The sequence below is a fragment of the Qipengyuania seohaensis genome (assembly GCF_002795865.1).
GTDB lineage: Bacteria > Pseudomonadota > Alphaproteobacteria > Sphingomonadales > Sphingomonadaceae > Qipengyuania > Qipengyuania seohaensis.
The window spans coordinates 1,854,236-1,872,227 of record NZ_CP024920.1; the positions used below are offsets into that span (position 1 = coordinate 1,854,236).

The 17,992-nt window shown below is 62.2% G+C and carries 20 protein-coding genes; 8 read left to right on the forward strand and 12 right to left on the reverse strand.

The genetic code is table 11. The features are described 5' to 3' along the window. Positions 1 to 12: 12 nt before the first annotated feature. The gene (locus CVE41_RS09085) at positions 13 to 1,017 is read right to left on the reverse strand and encodes a hypothetical protein (RefSeq protein WP_100260354.1); all 1,005 of its coding nucleotides are present in this window, start codon (positions 1,015 to 1,017) and stop codon (positions 13 to 15) included. A gap of 78 nt (positions 1,018 to 1,095) precedes the next feature. Here CVE41_RS09085 and CVE41_RS09090 point away from each other — a divergent pair, with 78 nt between their 5' ends. Then, positions 1,096 to 1,833 (forward strand): 2OG-Fe(II) oxygenase, encoded by a 738-nt coding sequence (locus CVE41_RS09090; protein ID WP_157799464.1) that lies wholly within the window; start codon positions 1,096 to 1,098, stop codon positions 1,831 to 1,833. Between the two features lie 9 nt (positions 1,834 to 1,842). Here the strand turns inward: CVE41_RS09090 and CVE41_RS09095 are convergent, their stop codons facing one another. The 3 genes from CVE41_RS09095 to ispG are packed head-to-tail and all read right to left on the reverse strand — an operon-like array spanning position 1,843 to position 4,896. Beyond that, positions 1,843 to 3,246: an NAD(P)/FAD-dependent oxidoreductase gene (locus tag CVE41_RS09095; RefSeq protein WP_100260356.1), complete on the reverse strand. Its 1,404-nt coding sequence runs from the start codon at positions 3,244 to 3,246 to the stop codon at positions 1,843 to 1,845. Between the two features lie 22 nt (positions 3,247 to 3,268). Further along, complete coding sequence (locus tag CVE41_RS09100) at positions 3,269 to 3,760, reverse strand: thioredoxin family protein (RefSeq protein WP_100260357.1); 492 nt, start codon at positions 3,758 to 3,760, stop codon at positions 3,269 to 3,271. Then, on the reverse strand, positions 3,757 to 4,896 hold the full coding sequence (gene ispG / locus CVE41_RS09105; protein ID WP_100260358.1) for a flavodoxin-dependent (E)-4-hydroxy-3-methylbut-2-enyl-diphosphate synthase: 1,140 nt from the start codon (positions 4,894 to 4,896) through the stop codon (positions 3,757 to 3,759). The genes CVE41_RS09100 and ispG overlap by 4 nt, the downstream gene beginning before the upstream one ends. 70 nt (positions 4,897 to 4,966) lie before the next feature. On the opposite strand from ispG, the gene CVE41_RS09110 reads away from it, so the two are divergent. Beyond that, the gene (locus CVE41_RS09110) at positions 4,967 to 5,968 is read left to right on the forward strand and encodes a zinc transporter ZntB (RefSeq protein ID WP_100260359.1); all 1,002 of its coding nucleotides are present in this window, start codon (positions 4,967 to 4,969) and stop codon (positions 5,966 to 5,968) included. Positions 5,969 to 5,971: 3 nt separating this feature from the next. Here the strand turns inward: CVE41_RS09110 and CVE41_RS09115 are convergent, their stop codons facing one another. From CVE41_RS09115 to CVE41_RS09135, 5 genes are all read right to left on the reverse strand, one after another. Next, complete coding sequence (locus CVE41_RS09115) at positions 5,972 to 7,753, reverse strand: DUF885 domain-containing protein (protein ID WP_100260360.1); 1,782 nt, start codon at positions 7,751 to 7,753, stop codon at positions 5,972 to 5,974. A gap of 75 nt (positions 7,754 to 7,828) precedes the next feature. Continuing rightward, a complete protein-coding gene (locus CVE41_RS09120; RefSeq protein ID WP_100260361.1) occupies positions 7,829 to 8,470 on the reverse strand; it encodes a DUF1109 domain-containing protein in 642 nt (213 codons plus the stop codon). A gap of 2 nt (positions 8,471 to 8,472) precedes the next feature. After that, positions 8,473 to 9,003, reverse strand: a complete 531-nt coding sequence (locus tag CVE41_RS09125) for a sigma-70 family RNA polymerase sigma factor (RefSeq protein ID WP_100260362.1) — start codon at positions 9,001 to 9,003, stop codon at positions 8,473 to 8,475. A gap of 25 nt (positions 9,004 to 9,028) precedes the next feature. Then, complete coding sequence (locus tag CVE41_RS09130) at positions 9,029 to 9,457, reverse strand: DoxX family protein (protein ID WP_408633946.1); 429 nt, start codon at positions 9,455 to 9,457, stop codon at positions 9,029 to 9,031. A 76-nt stretch (positions 9,458 to 9,533) separates the two neighbouring features. Beyond that, positions 9,534 to 9,821, reverse strand: a complete 288-nt coding sequence (locus CVE41_RS09135; protein ID WP_100260364.1) for a BufA1 family periplasmic bufferin-type metallophore — start codon at positions 9,819 to 9,821, stop codon at positions 9,534 to 9,536. Positions 9,822 to 10,002: 181 nt separating this feature from the next. Here CVE41_RS09135 and bufA2 point away from each other — a divergent pair, with 181 nt between their 5' ends. From bufA2 to CVE41_RS09150, 3 genes are all read left to right on the forward strand, one after another. After that, the gene (gene bufA2, locus CVE41_RS09140; RefSeq protein WP_198507636.1) at positions 10,003 to 10,290 is read left to right on the forward strand and encodes a BufA2 family periplasmic bufferin-type metallophore; all 288 of its coding nucleotides are present in this window, start codon (positions 10,003 to 10,005) and stop codon (positions 10,288 to 10,290) included. Positions 10,291 to 10,388: 98 nt separating this feature from the next. Then, a complete protein-coding gene (gene bufB / locus CVE41_RS09145) occupies positions 10,389 to 11,237 on the forward strand; it encodes an MNIO family bufferin maturase (RefSeq protein WP_100260365.1) in 849 nt (282 codons plus the stop codon). Beyond that, positions 11,234 to 12,004, forward strand: a complete 771-nt coding sequence (locus CVE41_RS09150; RefSeq protein ID WP_100260366.1) for an HvfC/BufC N-terminal domain-containing protein — start codon at positions 11,234 to 11,236, stop codon at positions 12,002 to 12,004. The genes bufB and CVE41_RS09150 overlap by 4 nt, the downstream gene beginning before the upstream one ends. On the opposite strand, the gene CVE41_RS09155 is transcribed toward CVE41_RS09150, so the two are convergent. Beyond that, on the reverse strand, positions 12,001 to 12,963 hold the full coding sequence (locus CVE41_RS09155; protein ID WP_100260367.1) for an SDR family NAD(P)-dependent oxidoreductase: 963 nt from the start codon (positions 12,961 to 12,963) through the stop codon (positions 12,001 to 12,003). The genes CVE41_RS09150 and CVE41_RS09155 overlap by 4 nt on opposite strands. 111 nt (positions 12,964 to 13,074) lie before the next feature. After that, a complete protein-coding gene (locus tag CVE41_RS09160) occupies positions 13,075 to 14,322 on the reverse strand; it encodes a mechanosensitive ion channel (protein ID WP_232725630.1) in 1,248 nt (415 codons plus the stop codon). A 111-nt stretch (positions 14,323 to 14,433) separates the two neighbouring features. Between CVE41_RS09160 and CVE41_RS09165 the strand changes: the two genes are divergently transcribed. Then, the gene (locus CVE41_RS09165; RefSeq protein ID WP_100260369.1) at positions 14,434 to 15,543 is read left to right on the forward strand and encodes an isoaspartyl peptidase/L-asparaginase family protein; all 1,110 of its coding nucleotides are present in this window, start codon (positions 14,434 to 14,436) and stop codon (positions 15,541 to 15,543) included. 198 nt (positions 15,544 to 15,741) lie between these two features. Further along, positions 15,742 to 16,191 (forward strand): hypothetical protein, encoded by a 450-nt coding sequence (locus tag CVE41_RS09170; protein ID WP_100260370.1) that lies wholly within the window; start codon positions 15,742 to 15,744, stop codon positions 16,189 to 16,191. A 57-nt stretch (positions 16,192 to 16,248) separates the two neighbouring features. Here the strand turns inward: CVE41_RS09170 and CVE41_RS09175 are convergent, their stop codons facing one another. Beyond that, positions 16,249 to 17,142 carry a prephenate dehydratase gene (locus tag CVE41_RS09175; RefSeq protein ID WP_100260371.1) on the reverse strand — a complete coding sequence of 298 codons (894 nt, stop codon included), beginning with the start codon at positions 17,140 to 17,142 and terminating at the stop codon, positions 16,249 to 16,251. A 133-nt stretch (positions 17,143 to 17,275) separates the two neighbouring features. Here CVE41_RS09175 and CVE41_RS09180 point away from each other — a divergent pair, with 133 nt between their 5' ends. Then, positions 17,276 to 17,980, forward strand: a complete 705-nt coding sequence (locus tag CVE41_RS09180; RefSeq protein WP_100260372.1) for a c-type cytochrome — start codon at positions 17,276 to 17,278, stop codon at positions 17,978 to 17,980. Positions 17,981 to 17,992 lie beyond the last annotated feature (12 nt).

Here is a 17,992-nt window from a genome sequence, read left to right on the forward strand (position 1 = left end):
AGCCAGGCCTTTTCAGATTAGCTTGGCTCGAAGCGGTAGGCTCACGCCTAATTGGCCAAGGATGAGATCGATCCAACCCGCAATAATATCGATTTCCTCCTCGGTTACCTTGCTACGGGCTTCGGCATCTTGCTTGGCCATGATGGCTTCATAGTCTCCGCCAAGCTTGGCGTGAGACGCAAACAAGCTGCCGCCAGCAACGCGCATCGCATTACCAGCCGCGTCCGGTATCTCGAAGAAATCGGCCGCTGCGTTCAGGCTATCAACCTTGCGCTCGGAGAATTCGCTGGAAGGCAAAGTACGGAAACGTGACGATTGAGCTTGGACCAGCGAGTGGAATTGTCGGATATGAAACAGCCAGGTTAGTGCAGCCGCCTGCAAATCACTCAATTCGTAGAACGCGCGCTCGTCCAATCCAAGGGATACCGGAATGATATTGCGATTGTGTGCCAACTGTTTTCGCGCCCACAGTCGGCCTTCCAGTCCCTTTTTGGCGACGGATTGAAGGAACTCGCGTAATGATCCGTAAATGATCACCGCCTTGGAGCTTGGGTCCGCTTCGAGCAAGGCAGGTATGACCCCGTTGGCGAAATTCGATGGTTTCACGATTACGGTCTTCTCGCCGTGTACCGGACGCCCTAGCAAGGCGATGACTGACGGAATCAGGGACAAAGCCTTGTCGTTTTTCGCCTGAGATTGGAGCGCATTGACGATCATCGGTTCGCTCAATCCGCTCGAGTTTTCGAATTCGCCGAGTGCCTTTACGAGCAATGTAGACCGGCAAAAGGCACTGTGAAAAATGAAATGGACAGGGACGCTGTCGATAGATGCCGCACGCAATGTCTCGCCGGAAATCCAGCAGGTTGACATGTCACTCTCAGGCTTGAAATCTGCGAGGAACGTGAGTTTCTCGCGGGCCGCGATCGGGATCAGCAAGAATTGAATGCGATCCGACTGCGGGTCATAATTATGAGGAAGCCAGAGGGGATCGGAGAGGACATCGTCGATATTGTGCATTACACGCTGACAGATGCCAGATTGGCGCCTGGCGAACAACATGCTCCGACTGCCAGCTTTCTGCGATGGGTTACCAATATGAAATTCCAGTTGAATCCGGACAACGATCCATCGGCTCTCGCGTCAGACTATTCGCGAGCCAATCGTCTGCATGTTCCCCGCATTTTTACAGACGCAACCGCCAAAGAGATTCATCGACGGCTCGCGGAGCTGGATTGGTGGCTGACGTTCAACGAGGGGGGCGATGTTCACCAGCTGCACCCGACGCGGCTACGCCAGCTTAGGCAGGAAGAGGCCGCCCATATCCAGCAGGGTGTATACCAGAGAGCACGCACCAGCTATCAGTTCATCTACAACTATTATCCGCTATTGGCGGCGTACTTTTCTCCCAAGATCCCGCCAATGCCGCTTTTTCCCGTGTACGAATTCATAAATAGCCAGGCGTTCCTTGACTTCGCGCGCACTCTGACCGGCTGTGAGGACATCAAGTGGGCGGATGCACAGGCTACCCTTTTCCGTCCTACACAATTCCTTAAATATCATACGGATGCACAAAGCAGCGAGAAACGCAGGGCAGCCTATGTCCTGAATTTCACCGAGACCTGGGATACTGACTGGGGCGGGTTGTTGCAGTTCTGGGCGGAAAACGGCGATGTCGAGCATGCCTTTCGTCCCAGTTTCAACGCGCTGAATATCTTTACCGTCCCCCAGCCCCATTCCGTGAGTTGCGTTACACCTTACGCGCCGGGCCTACGCTTTTCGATTACGGGTTGGTTGCGTGCCGACGAGCCTCCCGGACCGATCCCAGCGTCATAGGGAACGCGCCTAACCTCTCGCAGCCAGGCGCCGCAGGTTGGGCATGGCGGCCATCGTCGCGGCAGGCATCTCGGCAGCGACTGCGAGCCGTTGGGGCGCATTTTCTTTCAGCCAGCGCACGGTCGGCGCGCCCGGATCGAGCCGCGATTGCGCGAGGAAGGCAGAGACCTTGGGATTGCTCGCCCAGAGGAAGCGATTCATGCCCGTGCCGAGCAGCGTTCCGGCATAGCCATCGATATTGTCGACGAAGCTGACCGGCTTGCACAGCGCGTTCTTTTCTTCGTCGGTTTCGAAATTGGCCTCGACGAAAGCCGAAACCGCGGCGTTGAGCGTCACCAGCGGGACATGGAGCAGTTGGAGCGTGATCTTGCCTTCCTCCCACTGCGGGTGGACCGGCTTGGGACTGACGGCAGACGCCGTGCAGTCGATGAACAGCGTATTTTCGGGGACCGCTTCCTCGCCCTCGGCAAGAACCATCCTGCCGGGTTCGATCTCGTGGACCCGACCCTTGCGCACTACGTTCTTGATCAGTCGCAGCCGCTCGACCTCACCTTCGGATATCGTGGCGTAGTGGAACATCTCCGGCTCGACATCGGTGTCGATGCGCAGCATGGCCCCGTCCCTTTCCAGCTGGTGGAAGAGCGCAGCCACGCTTTCGGCTGTCGCGGCCGCCTTCATCAGCTTGATCTGGCCGCTCACAGTGCTTTCGAAGAACTGTTCGCCCGGCTGGGTGATCGTCCGGTTGATCAGCCAGCTTTCGCGCGGCTTCACCCAAGTGATACGATCGGGTGCGATGCCCGCTTCGAGCAGCCAGATGCCGGCATCCATCGCGGTTTTTCCCGCACCCAGGATGACGAAATGATGCGGGACACTTTCGGGTTCGCGCCATAGGTCCGGCAGCTTGCCGGGCACTTCGACCCGCACGCCCTCTTTTACCTCGAACTTTCGCTTGTGCGTGGTGGGCACCGACGTGGCGAAATAGGTGGTGTCGACCAGCCTGCGGTTGACCGTCACTCCGGTCTCTTCCCCCGAAAGCACATTCCGGAAACGGTGATCGCCAATGTACTCGCAATTGGGAAAATAGCGGAGGCGCCCGGTCGGCAGCAGGTGATCGCGCATGACCGACTGGAAGTAGGCGACGACTTCGGGACCGCTCGCCTGCTCGAAAAAGCCCTTGTTGGGCCCGCTTTCATCGATCCGGTCTGTGCCCAGCGGCACGCCTTCGACCCCATATAAAGCGCTCGGCTGGTGCAGGGCGACGAAGGAATAGGCGTCGTTCCAGTGACCGCCGGGCGCTGAATGCTTGTCGACCATGACGACATCGCAATCGGCGTCCTGCGCCAGCAGCGTGTCGACGAAGGACAGTGCGGTCGCACCAGCGCCAATGACCAGGTAGTCGGTTTCGAGGGTCATTGGCGAATTCCTTTGCGTTTGGTCAGCTGGCGAGGCGGGCTAGCTCGTCGTAGATTTCGTCTTCACTACGGCTGGCGGCGTTGCGCCAACCCGTCGCGGTCTCCGCATTGATCAGCCTGCCGGACCCATCGATAACCAGCACATTGGGAGTGCCCGGCAATTCGTCCAACCCGAAGCGCCGCGCGATTTCGAGATTATGCCCGTCACCTGTCTGCGGCATTCCGATATTGACGAACACTAGTTCGTACTCGGCATCGATCAATTCCCGGAAACGCGGTGTTTCCAGCCATCCTGCCAGCGCGCGGCTGTCGTGGCACCAGTTGGCACCCATGACGATTAGGACGTGGGTATCATTCGCCGCAGCGCTGGCGAGCGCCGCATCGACCTGCGCCGCGGGGTCCTGCGTTACCGCGAAGGAACGCGCCTCGGGATGATCCAGTGCCGTTTCAGCCGAAGCGGTCGCGCAAGCCGAAAGGGCGAGCAGCGCCGTGACGGCAAGGCCGGTGCGGATCACTCGGCAGCGACCTTGTGCGGGTCGAATGCTTCGGCTTCGCCAGCCTCGATCTTCGCGGCCTTTTCCTCGACGAGGCGGACAATGTGGTCGAGCATGTCCTCGCTCTCGATATGGTGATTCTTCACGCCCGAGAGGTAGACCATGTGCTTGCCCGAACCGCCGCCGGTGAGGCCGATGTCGGTTTCGCGCGCTTCGCCGGGGCCATTGACCACGCAGCCGAGGACCGAAAGGCTCATCGGCGTCTTGATGTGTTCGAGACGCTTTTCGAGCGTTTCGACGGTGCGGATCACATCGAAGCCCTGGCGCGAACAGCTGGGGCAAGAGACGACGCGAACGCCGCGAGTGCGCAGGCCCAATGCCTTGAGCATTTCGAAGCCGACTTTCACTTCCTGCTCCGGCTCTGCGGAGAGCGAGACGCGGATGGTGTCGCCGATGCCGGCCCACAGCAGGCTGCCGATACCGATGGAACTCTTGACCGTGCCGCCGATCAGGCCGCCTGCCTCGGTAATGCCGAGGTGGAGCGGGCAGTCCACGGCCTCTGCCAGCCCGTGATAGGCCGCGACCGCGAGGAATACGTCGCTGGCCTTCACCGCGACTTTGTATTCGTGGAAATCATGGTCCTGGAGCAGCTTTATGTGGTCGAGCGCGCTTTCGATCAGCGCTTCGGGGCAAGGCTCGCCGTATTTTTCGAGCAAGTCCTTTTCGAGTGACCCTGCGTTCACGCCGATGCGGATGGCGCAGCCATTGGCCTTTGCCGCACGCACGACTTCGGCCACGCGTTCGGAAGAGCCGATATTGCCCGGATTGATGCGCAGGCAGGCCGCGCCCTTATCCGCGGCTTCCAGCGCACGTTTGTAATGAAAGTGGATGTCCGCGACGATCGGCACGTTTGCCGCGCGCGTGATCTTGTCGAAATTCGCGGTCGATTCCTCGGTCGGGCAAGACACGCGGATAATGTCTGCGCCCGCGTCCTCGCAGCGGCGGATCTGGTCGATGGTCGCGGCCACATCCTCTGTCGGGGTGTTGGTCATGGTCTGGACCGTAATCGGGGCATCGCCGCCGACGGCGACGTTACCGACCATGATCTGGCGGGACTTGCGGCGCTCTATATCGCGCCATGGGCGTACGGAAGACATGGAGGGCGATATAGAGACCCTTCGATGAAGGAGCAATGACAGGCAGCGCGTCTTGCGGCATGAGACGCAAATGAGCGAAGCAACAGATGACGCAATGACCGACAACGCGCTCCTTTTCGGGCGCGTGCTCGACGGGCAGGGCGGGGCACGCCCGATCAGCTGGGAGGAAGCGATCGACTGGCAACCGCGCGCACCGGGTGAAGTCCTCTGGCTCCATATCTGCCGCAACCGGCCGGGGGTTCAGCAGTGGCTTCAGGACCAGCTCGGCGTACCCGAACCGACGGCAGAACTGCTCACCAGCGACCAGAACCGTCCCCGCGCCTTTGCCGAGGGCGAAACGCTTGTCGGAACCCTACGCGGGATCAACTTCAATCCCGGAGCGCAGCCGGAGGACATGATCTCGATGCAGCTCTGGTGCGACGGCCGCCGCCTCATTACCCTGCGGCGCCACCCGCTCCAGACCCCGCGCGAGGTCATGGCGATGCTTGATCGCGGAGTTGGACCGCCGGACGCCGGCGCCACCATAACCATGCTGGCGGAACTCATGATCGCGCGCATGAGCCAGTCCATCGTCGATATGAATTACGTGCTCGACGAGTTGGAAGACGACGATCCGGAAGAACATGCCGAAGCCATGCTCAGCCGCATTTCCACTATCCGCCGCAATTGCCTCGGCCTCAAACGGCACATGGCCCCGCAGCACGAGGCACTGGAGCAGATCAGCCGCGAGGCGCCTTACTGGTTCGAGGAACACGACCGGCGCGAGATTGCCGAATCCATTGCGCGCTTGCGCCGTTATCTCGACGATATCGATATCAGCAAGGAAAGCGCGCTGGTCCTGCAGGACGAATTGCGCGCCCGCAGCCTCGCCAGTAGCGAGCACGCGACCTACATGCTCACCATCGTGGCGGGCATCTTCCTGCCGCTGGGGTTCCTCACCGGCCTGCTCGGCATCAATGTCGGTGGGATGCCCGGTATGGACGATCCCAACGCATTCTGGGCCGTGGTCGCGCTGTGCCTCTTCCTGTTTATCGCGCTGATTGTCGTCTTCAGGCGCCTGCGTTGGTTGTGAGGCTTAGCCTCCAGCCCTCTGCGAGGGGATGAATTCCTCGCGCACGGCTTTCGCGATCAGTTCGAGCGGGATGATGCCCTGGCTGAGCAGGAAGTCGTTGAAAGCGCGTTCGTTGAAGGCCGCACCCAGCGCCAGCTCGGTTTCCACGCGCAGGTCGATCAGCTTGCGATAGCCGTAATAATACGACCCTGCCTGGCCGGGCATGCGGAACTGGTAGCGGTCCAGCTCCTGCTTGGTCATTCCGGACGAGAACAGTGCTTCCTCGCGCAGCACACGCTCTGCCTCGTCGCGCGACATCAGGCCAAGGTTGAGCGCCGGGTCGAGGAAGGCGCGGGCCGCGCGCAACAGGCGGAACTGCTGCGCGATGAACTGCCCTTCGATCGGTTCGTGCGGCATCATTTCCGCTTCGGCATAAAGCGCCCAGCCTTCCACGTTCACGCTGTTGAAGGCGTAGAGCATCCGCGCGAGGCTGACGCCCTGTGCGACGAGGGCCGCGAACTGCATTTCGTGACCGGGGCGCGCTTCGTGGGCGCTGAGCGTCCAGCTGGCGGCGGGGAAGTTGAAATCGTCATAGGCATCTTCCGCGCTTGCAGTCGGATTGCCGACGGTGAGGACGAAGGTGCCCTGTTCGCCCGTATTCCCGATCAGGCGCGGCGGGCGCATGTGCGGGGCGGGCTGCGCAGCGCTTTCCGCCTCGCTCGCCACGCGCATGTTCATCTCGTATTCGGGCAGGGAGACGATGGCGTGGGCGCGGATCTGGGCTTCCAGCTTGGCGTTCACTTCGCGGTAGAAGTCCTCGATCTCGTCATTGGGGATGGTCATCGCCTTGAGGCCGGCCATGACCGAGGCCATGTCGGTATCTTCCCAGCCGTATTTCGCAGCGATTTGCGGGGCGAGCGCTTCCATCTGCGCACGCACTTCGTAGAAGCCCCGGCGGGCCTGGCTCATCGCTTCGCGCGGGTCCATGTCGATCCCGACCTCGCGCAGGCGCAGGGCATAGAGTTCTTCCGGCAGGCGCGGATCGGTGCGTGCGGCGGGGACCACGGTTTTGGTGGTCCACGTTCCATAATCGGTCAGCTGGGCTTCCATCGCATCGAGGGCCTCGTCCGCGCCTTCGATCTCGTACTTGGCGAAGAGGTCGCGAATACCGGCGACGAATGTCGGAATCTTGCCGACCGATTCCTCCACCTCGACGCGGTAGGGCCCCATCTTGCCATCGCCGCGGCTCGCTTCGAAGCGGGCCTTGGCCAGTTCGGTCATCGGCTGGGTGTCGGGCCAAATTCCCGTGTAGCGCTGCAGGAGTTCCAGTGCCTTGGCGCGGCGATGCTCTGCGGTCTGGTCGGACAATAGCTGGCCGATATTGCCGAACATACCCTGCCCGACCTCGGCAAACTCGAGCATTTCGCGATTGCTCAGCTCGATGCGCTCATTGTCCATTTCGAGCGAGTTGATCAGGATCTGGAGGTCCTGCAGCACGTAAGGATTGGTTTCGACCTGCTTGGCCGCTTCGTATTCCGCGATCAGCGCGCGCGAGGCGGCGACATAGCGTTCGTCCCGGTCGAGCGACATGTCGTTGACCAGTCCGTCATACTGTTCGTAGCCAGCCGACGACGCGCCGGTGGGAAAGAAACTCGCCTGCAGCGCGATTGCCTTCTGGGTGTAGGCATTGCTGGTCTCGACCCAGTCGGGGGTGGCGGGTGTCTCGGCAGCGTCTTGCGCTAGCAGCGGGGCTGCGGGCAGGGCCGATGCAGCGGCAAGGGCGATGGCGGCGGCGAATGTCTTCATGGGTATTCCCTCCTGTTGGCAGGAGGACTGCCGAGGCGCACGCCGCTTGGCAAGCTGCAGCTAGACGAAAGACCCTTACCAGCGGACCAGCGGCGGTATCGCCAATCGTCCGGCCATCGCCATCAGTGCGACGGGGGCGATGTGCCAGATGCCGAGGTGGTCGATCGTATCGATAGGGCACGCGAGACCATAGGCGAAGCTGCCGATCGCGCCGGCTGCGATGCCGGTGTAGGTACCCGCTGCGTTCAGTGAGACCGGTGCGCCGCGGCGCAGCCACAGTGTCAGGGTCCCTGCCGTAACCAACCCGGATGCGGCACCTGCCAAGAAGCAGTGGAACCCGTAGGGATCGCTGGACAGTGCGGAAAACAGACCGCCAGCGCCCAGCATGGCCAATGCAGTCAGCGGCAGGAGAACCAGCATGGCGGACGACCAGCGCGCACCTTCATGCGTGTTGCCGACGCGCGGGCTGGCCATGCGCAAGACAGCCAGGGCCGCTGCCGCTCCGACCATGCCGAGCATTCCGTTGGCGATGAAGAAAACCCCCGACGCTTGGCCGGAAACGATGCCGCGCCAAAGACCGTCGACCAATTCGACGAGTATCACGGTGGCGATGGCCGACAACGCCACCAGGGCGATGCCGTGCGAAAGCCGGATCGGCGTCACGGGGGCAAGATCGCCCGCCAGATCGTCGATCAGGGAATTAGGGACCCGATTCATTGTCATTCGGCCTTTTCTACGAGCGCGGACAGTTTCTTCAGTCCGCGATGGATATTCACTTTGACCAGGCTTTCGCTCTGGCCGGTCTTGGCGGAAGCTTCGGAGATGGTCAGCCCTTCGATCTTGACCAACTCGATAACCTCGGCCTGCTTGTCGGGGAGGTGGACGAACAGCCGCTCGAGGCTCATGCGGGCCATGACGGCTTCTTCCTCGCTGTCCTCTGGCGCGTCGTGATCGCCAAGCTCGTCTTCCGCGCTGCGATAGACTTTGCGCAAGTGATCGATCCAGCGATACCGCGCGATCGCGGCGAGCCAGGGGTAGAAGGCCCGCGTCGGGTCCCAGGTGGCGCGCTTGGTATGCACTGCCATCATGACTTCCTGCACCAGATCGTCGAGCTGCGCGGGGGCCACGCGCTTCCTGAAATAGCGTTCGAGCCACAGGTGGATTTCGGACAGCAGCGCGCGGTACATTTCGCGGTCGCCGTTCTGCGAGGCGGCCATCATCTGCGCCATCGTGGCTTCATCGGCGATCATCGCGCGTCCTCCCCCGATCCTGCTATCATTTGGCCCGCCGCGAGGCGAGCGGCGCATCGAGCGAGATGGCGCCGGCGCCGCGTGAAATCAGGACGGCTGCCAGGGCGACCCACACGATGTGCGTCGTCCACCATGCGTCGGGATAGACGAAGAACTGGATCACCAGCGTCATGACCAGCAGGGATAAGGCGGCGAAGCGGGTGAGCAGGCCGAGCACCAGCAAGATGGGAAACAGGTGCTCGGCATAGGTCGCCATGGGCGCCGCGATATCGGCGGGAATGGGCAGGCCGGTGTATTCGTACTCGAACAGGAAATAGGCGTTGTCAGTAATCGACAGCGCGCTGCCTTCCTCCACCTTGGTCCGTCCTGATCTCCAGAAAATCCCGGCCAGCGCGACTCGGGTAAGCAGCAGCGCCAGGCTTTCCGGCAGGCGCGAGGCCAGCCAGTCGGTCAAGCGGTCGTAGGGGGTCAACACTCTCTGCATGCGTCACCTGTCGGCTGGCCGGTAGGGGAAGGACGGGAAGTAGGGCTCAGCGCTTGATCGCGGTCAGCGAACCCTTGCCCTTGGCGGTCTTGATCGTTTCGCAGGTGCCCTTCTTGACCAGCTTCCATGCATTGCCCTGGTAATCGCGGGTCGATGTACCGGCGCAGCTGGTGCCTGGTCCGGCGGCGCAGTCGTTTTCGCCAGCCTTGGCGACGCCGTAACACTTTTCCATCGCGGGGCGCTTCTGCGCGGCAGCAGGGGTGGCGACCATGGTGGTGGCTATACCGGCGGTCAGGGCGAGCCCGGCAAGGCGGGCGATCGATTGGCTGTTCATGGCAAGTCTCTCTCGAATGATGCGTCCGGGCGATTGTCGCCGGAACTGGCCTGTCATTCGGGAGCGATCGCCGCGCGGTTACGGAATTGCGAAAATTTTTTCGGCTGTAACCGCCGCCATGTCCGGCGCGAACGATCCAGTGTGCACCGATGCACGATCAGGATCACAAGGAATGGATGCCATGACAATCGCAACCCGCAAGACTGCAACCGCCGCTGCAGCGGCTGCTTTCGCTCTCAGTTCGATGAGCGCATTTGCCGCGCCCGCCCCCGCAGGCAGCAGCGGCGCAGCCATCAATTCGGACGATGTGGTCCATTGTTATGGCGTGCATAGCTGCAAAGGCCAGGCCGACTGCGCGACCAGCGAAAACGCCTGCAAGGGCCAGAACGAATGCAAGGGCCACGGCTTCAAGGCAATGAAAGCCGGTGAATGCCTGACCAAGGGCGGCACTATCGGCGACATCGGCTGACGTCCAACCTGTTTGGCGGCCCGGCAGCGGCGGAAACCGGCCCCTTCTTCCGCCCACGTCCCTCGCCGGGCCGCCATCCCCCTCACGGAGGCTCCCTCATGAGCGATATCGAGCCATTTCACGGTTTCGGCCTGGGCCTGCGGCGCACGCATTATGCCGACTTTCTTGAAACCCAGGTGCCGGTCGATTTCGTCGAGGTGATCTCGGAAAACTACATGGTGGAAGGCGGCAAGCCGCTGCGTATCCTTGGGGACATCCGCGAGCGCTATCCGGTGCTTCTGCACGGCGTCTCGATGTCGGTCGGATCCGCGCATGGGCTTGATGGGGAATATCTGGATCGGCTCGCGGCGCTGGCAAAAAGGATCGACCCGCTCTGGGTCTCCGATCACCTGTGCTGGACCAGGACGAGCGCCCACAACTCACACGATCTCCTGCCGCTGCCCCTGACAGGCGAGGCGCTGGACGTCGTGTGCCAGAACATCGATCGCGCGCAGGAGAAGCTAGGTCGGGCGATGCTGTTCGAAAACCCTTCGAGCTATCTCACCTTCCCCGAGGACGAGATGAGCGAATGGGAGTTCCTTTCCCGGATGACGCGCCGGACCGGCTGTTACCTGCTGCTGGACGTCAACAACGTCTATGTCAGCGCGCAGAACCATGGCTATTCCGCCGCCGAGTATATTGCCGGGCTTCCGCTGGACCGTGTCAGGCAGATCCACTTGGCGGGTCACACCCCGGCAACCGAGGATCGCCCCATCGTGATCGACACGCACGACCGTGAAGTCTGCGACGAAGTCTGGTCGCTTTATGAAGACGCGGTGGCAAGGACCGGACCGGTCGCCACCATGATCGAGCGCGACGACGGCATCCCGCCACTCTGCAATCTATTGTCCGAACTCGATCGGGCGAGGGCGATATCGTCCGAGAGTGGCCGCGCGAGGGTGGCATGATCTCGCTTGCAGAACGGCAGGCCGAAATGATGGACTGCCTGCTCGACGAGGAGCGATCCGTTCCCGCCGACTGGACGTCCAGTCAGGCTGCCGGACTGGAGATCTATCGCAACAATTACCGAACCTCCCTGGTGGAGGCGCTGCGGTCGACCTTCGAGCGGACCGAGCGGCTGGTTGGTGAAGCCAGCTTCGCGCGCGCAGCGGCGCATCATCTCATCACCGCGCCGCCTTCGGGCTGGACACTCGACCTGGCCGGCCGGGGATTTTGCGAGACCTGTGCCGATCTCTTCGCGCACGATCCCGAGGTCGCGGAACTCGCTTGGCTGGAATGGGCAATGCACACGAGTTTCGTCGCGGCCAATTCCACCGCGCTGGACATGACGGACTTTGCGCAAGCGGCGGCGGATTTCACCGACATCGATTGGGAGCGAATGGTCTTCCACTTCGTGCCGGGCATCGACGTGCGCACCGTGCGCCACGACCTCAAGGCGCTATGGTCCTCGCTGGAAGCCACCGAGGGGCAAGCCGAGATTGTCCTGCTCGAAAAAGCTTCGACCGCCATCGTCTGGCGCGAGGGCGAGCGCCCCGTTTTCCTCCTCGTTCCCGAAGTGGAGGGTGACGCGCTCTCGGCCATGCTGGCCGGAGCACCCTATGGAGACGCTTGTCAGAAGATGGTCTCGGCGATCGGCCAGGATCGCGCCGTCGAGACCGCTGGCGCGATGCTGGGCCGCTGGCTCGGCGAAGGCCTCGTCGCTGGCCTCGCCTAGTAAGCGAAGCTTTCGCCGACCATTTCTTCGCTCATCGACCAGAGGCGGTCGGCCTTCTCGGGATCGATCGCATAGCTGCGCACGCCGCCACCAGTGCTCTCGTCGTCCTGGTCGGCGACATGGCAATTTTCGCAATAGAGACCGCCGTTTCCTTCCAGTTCGTCCGCCGTGGCGGCCCAACAGGTGGTCGCGGCGCCTTGTGGGATGGTCTTGAACGGTTCCGGCGTTTCGCCGCTCTGTTCGGCGTTCTTGCGGATGCGTTCCATGAGGTCGGCCATGTCCTGGTCGCTCATATGGCGGCCGAGGTTGGTCATGATCCCGCCGGGGTGCAGAGAATAGGCGTGGATGCCCTTGTCGCCGAGACGCTTTTCGAGGCCCACTGCAAACAGGACGTTGGCGGTCTTCGACTGGCCGTAGCTGACCCACTTGTCGTATTCGCGCTTCTCGAAATGGAGATCGTCGAAGTCGACCGGAGCGATGTGGTGACCGCGGCTCGAAAGGTTGACGATGCGCGGGCGATCGCCCTTTTCCAGGAGCGGAACGAGCAGATTGGTCAACAGGAAATGGCCAACATGATTGGTGCCGAACTGCATTTCGAAACCGTCGGCCGTCTTCGCCTGGTCGCAGGCCATGACACCGGCATTGTTGATCAGGAGGTCGATCTTCTCGAAGCGCTCGTTCGCCTCGGCTGCTGCCTTGCGGATGCTGTCGAGCGAGGCGAGGTCGCACTTGAGCGTGTCCACCTTCGCGCCGGTCTGTTCCGCGATGGCATCTGCGGCGGCGGACAGCTTGGTCGCATCGCGGCCGGACAGGATGATGTGTGCGCCCTTGGCGGCCATTGCACGCGCGGTTTCCTGGCCCAGGCCGGAATAGCCGCCAGTCACGAGGGCTGTGCGGCCCGACAGGTCCTTGCCTTCAAGAACATCGTCCGCCGTGCTTTCGAAACCGAATTCGCTCATCGCTGTCTTCTCCCTTGGTGAAGGCCAGCGTAGCAGAAACGAAAAGGGGCGCGAGAGCTTTCGCCTCGCGCCCCGATCCTGCGTCCCCTTGGGGTCTCGTTATAGCTTTGCCTATGCGCCCGGAGGCAGCGGATCGTCGCTCTTGGGAGCAGCCGCCTTGCGGCGCTTGGGCGTTGGTGCCGAAGCACTTCCGCCGCCCAGATCATTGTCCATCTGGTCGAGCTTGCGCGCCGCCCATTCCCGGCCACCGAGGCCGAAGGCAAGCGCACCAGCCACCGCAAATCCCGCCACGATGATCGTGACAATGTCTTCGGGAATGCCGCCACCGAGTTCGGTGAAGGACAGGCCCATGAAGACGAACAGGATGATGGTCGCCCAGCGCACGATAGTGGCTGCCGTGGAATTGCTGTCATCGCCCGCGATCAGGCGGGCCAGCAAATTCGCGATCAGGAAGCCGACAGCGATCACGACGGCGCCTACTATGACCTTGCTACCCGTCTCGAGCACCGTATCGAGGATACGGGTCAGTTCGGGAAAGCCGAGCAGGCGGGTTGCCGCGATAGCGAAGAACAGGATGATCGCCGCCTGCACGACGCGGGCGATAATGCCGCTCGCCGTGGTGCCTTCGCCCACCAGTCCGCTTTCAGCCAGCGCCCTGTCGACGCCGAGACCGGGCAGGACTTCCTTCACGATCTGGACCACGAACCGGCTGATAAGATAACCGATGCCGAGAAGAATCGCGGCAGCGATGATGTTCGGAATCGCGGCGAATATCATCCGCAGCATGTCCGAAGCCGGATCGCTGATCGACTGGATTTCCAGCTGTTCCAGCGCCGCGATGGCGACAGGGATAGCGATCAGGACATAGACGATCGTGCCGATGGTCTTGCTGATGGCGGTATTGCCGGTGACGTTGTCCACGCCGCCGCGATTGGCCCATTTGTCGAAATCCACCGTCTGCAGGGTGGTGACGACCAGATCGCGAACGATCCGCGCCACCATCATGCCGATGAAGAAGATCAGGCCGGCCCACAGCAGGTTCGGCACAAAGTCGACCACGTTTTCGAGCAGGCTGTCGATCGGGCCGGCGACGCCGCCAAGCTCGAGGATGTTGAGAATGATCAGGAGGCCGAACAGCCAGATCAGCAGTCCCACGATCTTGCCGAGGGATTCGCCGAGGCTGGCACCATTGCCGGTCCCGCGATTGAAGAATGCGACATTGTCGACGAGCTTGGCGAAAGCCCATTTTGCCGCGCGTGCGGCCAGCCATGTGATGACAAGGGCGATGACCGCGTAAAGCAGCTTCTCACCCAGCTCCATCGCGACCTGTTGGTCGAATTTGTATCTGTCGAAAATCACGAAACCTCTCCCCTTATGGTTTCCGTAACGTCGCGCTCTAACACGATGACGCATTCATACAAAAAGCGTCTTGGGGCTGGAGTGGATAACTTTGCCTGCTATCACCCTCGCATGAGAGGATTTTTCACCCGCTTCGCCCTCGTTTTCTCGGTTGTCGCGCTGGCCGGACAGGTGCCTGCGACCGCCCAGGATGCGGACCCTGCAGATACCCGCTGGTCCTTCGCTATCCATGGCGGGGCTGGCACGATTTCGCGCGAAGACATGACGCCGCAAGAAGATGCGGCCCATCGCGCCGCCTTGCAGGCCGCACTCGATGCGGGGTCGAAGGTGCTGGAGGAAGGCGGCACGGCGATGGATGCGGTCGAGGCCGCGATCCTGCTGCTTGAGGACGAGCCGCGCTTCAATGCCGGACGCGGAGCGGTCTATACCTGGGAAGGCAGCCATGAACTCGACGCCTCGATCATGGACGGGGCGACGCGCGACGCGGGCGCGGTGGCGGGCGTCACCAATATCCGCAATCCGATCCTGCTGGCGCGCAAGGTCATGACCGACAGCCCGCATGTCATGCTCGCGGGCAAGGGGGCTGAGGACTTCGCGGTAGAGCAGGGCATCGAGATCGTCCCGCCCAGCTATTTCGACACCGAACGGCGGCGCGAGGCGCTGGAGCGGATGAAAGCGCGCCAATTGTCCTCGCTCGATGTGGATTTGAAGTTCGGCACGGTCGGCGCGGCGGCGCTCGACCGCAATGGCAACATGGCGGCGGGCACGTCGACCGGCGGGATGACCGGAAAGCGATGGGGCCGTGTGGGCGATGCGCCGATAATCGGTGCAGGCACTTATGCGGACAACCGCTCCTGCGCCGTCTCGGCGACCGGCTGGGGCGAATATTTCATCCGTGTCGGCGTGGCGCACGAGATTTGCGTACGGCTCAGGACGCAGCATCGGCTAGAGGCTTTGACGGCCCAGTTGGGTGTGCCGAAAGATGATAACGGGTGGCCTGAAACTGTCGTCCACGCGTCTGAACTCGATTTGGAGCCGGAAATTGCTCAGAAGGTGTCCGACGATGTCATGGACGACGTCGAAAAGCTCGGCGGCGATGGCGGGATCATCTTGGTCACACCCGAGGGCCACGCGCTTTTCAGTTTCAACACTGCAGGCATGTATCGCGGCCGTGCGACCAGCGATGGCGTGAACGAAGTCGCGATCTACGGCGACGAATAGCGCCGAGTCGCAGACGGAAGCGGCACGACCGGGCCAGCGGCCACGGGCCGACTAATCAGCCAGTTAGCACTCGCTTTTGACTCGTCGCTGGTTGAAGCGCACCTTGCCTCCAGCGTTGGGGGACATCCAAAATCTGTAGGGCCGCATGGTCCTGACGCCACTCACGGGTCGCAGCACTCGTTAGAGAAGGAGTCAGGTATGAAGCACCTCATCAAGACCGCAGTATTGGCAACCACACTGGCCTTTGCCGTCCCGCAGGCGGCGCATGCGCAAGACGAATATCCGCTGAAGGGTGCGGAATGGGTCGAAGTGACGGGCGTCAGCCTCGAAGATGGCGGCGGGCTCAAATACGCCACCTGGCTGGCCGGCGAATGGCGGACGCGGATGGATTACGCTGTCGAGCAAGGCTGGATCGAAAGCTACGAGATATGGTCCAACAGCCACGCACGCGAAGGGGAGCCGGACATGTGGCTCATCACCCGCTTCGAAAATTTCCAGTCCAACGAAGAGTGGGAAGCGCGCAATCGCCAGATGCGCTCCTTCATGCAGCGGAACATCCAGCAATTGCAGGCCGAAAGCGGCGATCGGGCGAAGTATCGCACCGTCATGGGCGACCTGCTGATCAAGCGTCTCGTGTGGCGCGACTGATGCGCTAATCCCCCCGGGAGGGCGGGCGGCCTTGATGCGGCCCGCCCTTTCACCGGATCAGCCGCGCTTGCGTGCGCGCTGGTAACTGCCGAGCAGGCGAACCGAATTGCACTGGAAGGACAGCTCCTCCAGGGCTGCATCGACGCGCGGATTTCCCGGCGCGCCCTCAATGTCGCAATAGAACATCGTCGCGGCAAAACTCGCACCCTTCTGGTAGCTTTCCAGCTTGGTCATGTTCACGCCATTCGTCGCGAAACAGCCCAGCGCCTTATACAGCGCGGCGGGCACGTTCTTCACCTCGAAGATGAAAGTGGTCATTGCCTCTTCGTCGGCCAGCTCGTCTGCCGAGCGCGCGTCCTTGGCGAGAACCACGAAGCGCGTGGTGTTGTCCTGAGCATCCTCGACCGCGCTTTCCACGATCCTGAGGCCGTACAATTCCGCCGCCATCGGCGGGGCCAGCGCGGCAATGGTCGGATCCTTTTCCTCGGCGACGAAGGCCGCAGCCCCTGCGGTATCGGCATGGCTCATGGGTACGATGCCGCGTTCGCGCAGGTAGATCCTCGACTGGCCCAGCGCCTGGGGATGGCTGTAGGCCGCCTCGAATGGTCCGTCGCCGATGGCCATCAGCGCATGGGTGATCGGCATGAAATGCTCTGCCACGATGGACAGCCCGCTTTCGGGAAGCAGGAAATGGATGTCGGCAACCCGTCCGTGCTGGCTGTTTTCGATCGGGATCATCGCGCAGCCCGCAGCGCCGGTCTTCACCGCATCGAGGGCATCCTGGAAGCCGAGGAAAGGCAGGGGCAGTGCTTCGGGCGCGAATTGCATGGCGGCCTGGTGCGAGTTCGATCCCGGCGCACCGCCGAAAGCGATCGCGCGCTCCGGATCGGCGGCGGCGGCTTGGCGCATGGAATCGACCATGGCGAGTGCGGGCTTGGCGAAATTACGCATGGGGCCGTGCTGCTAAGCCGCGACTGTTCCTATCGCAAGCGCTATTGCGCAGCCTGCACTTGCGCGAGCGCGGCGAGGGCACTAGAGCGGCGCCCAACCATAGACCTTTCGGATTCTTGCAGGCTTTCAAGCAATGGACGATCGTTTCAATACCGCTTCCGGTTGGGTGCTCTTCGCCGGTATCGTCGCTCTCGGGGCGTCGATTGCATCGGGAATGTACTTCCACGCCGATGACAACAGCTATCCCGAAGGGGAAGACTTCGGCTATTTCGTCAAGGGCGAGGAAGCCGGTCCGGCAGAAGCCGGACCCGATCTCGGCACGCTGCTCGCCAGCGCGGATGCTGCAGCCGGCGAAAAGGTTTTCGCCAAGTGCACGGCATGCCACACCATCGACCAGGGAGGCGCAAACGGCATCGGTCCGAACCTTTACGGTGTCTTCGGCACGGCTATCGGTTCGCACGCCGCCGGTTTCGCCTACAGCTCGGCACTTGCCGACAAGGGCGGCCAGTGGACCTGGGAAAACATGAACGAATGGCTCAAGAGCCCGCGCGGTTTCGCTGCCGGCACGAAAATGAGCTTCGCCGGCCTTTCCAAGCCGGAAGACCGCGCGAACGTCATGGAATTCATGTCGACCTATGGCGGCGCACCGGCCAAGCCAGAACCGGCTGCGGTCGATGCTGCTCCGGCCGAGGGTGAAGACGCTCCCGGCGCAGGTCCGGGACCGGTCGAAGGCGCCGAAGCTGGCGCAGTCGAAGCTGCAGGTGCCATGAGCGCGGACCAGCCGGTCCCCGCAGCCAATGCAGCGGGCGACAACGAAGGCGCGACCAAGGTCGACTAGGCCTTCGCTCCC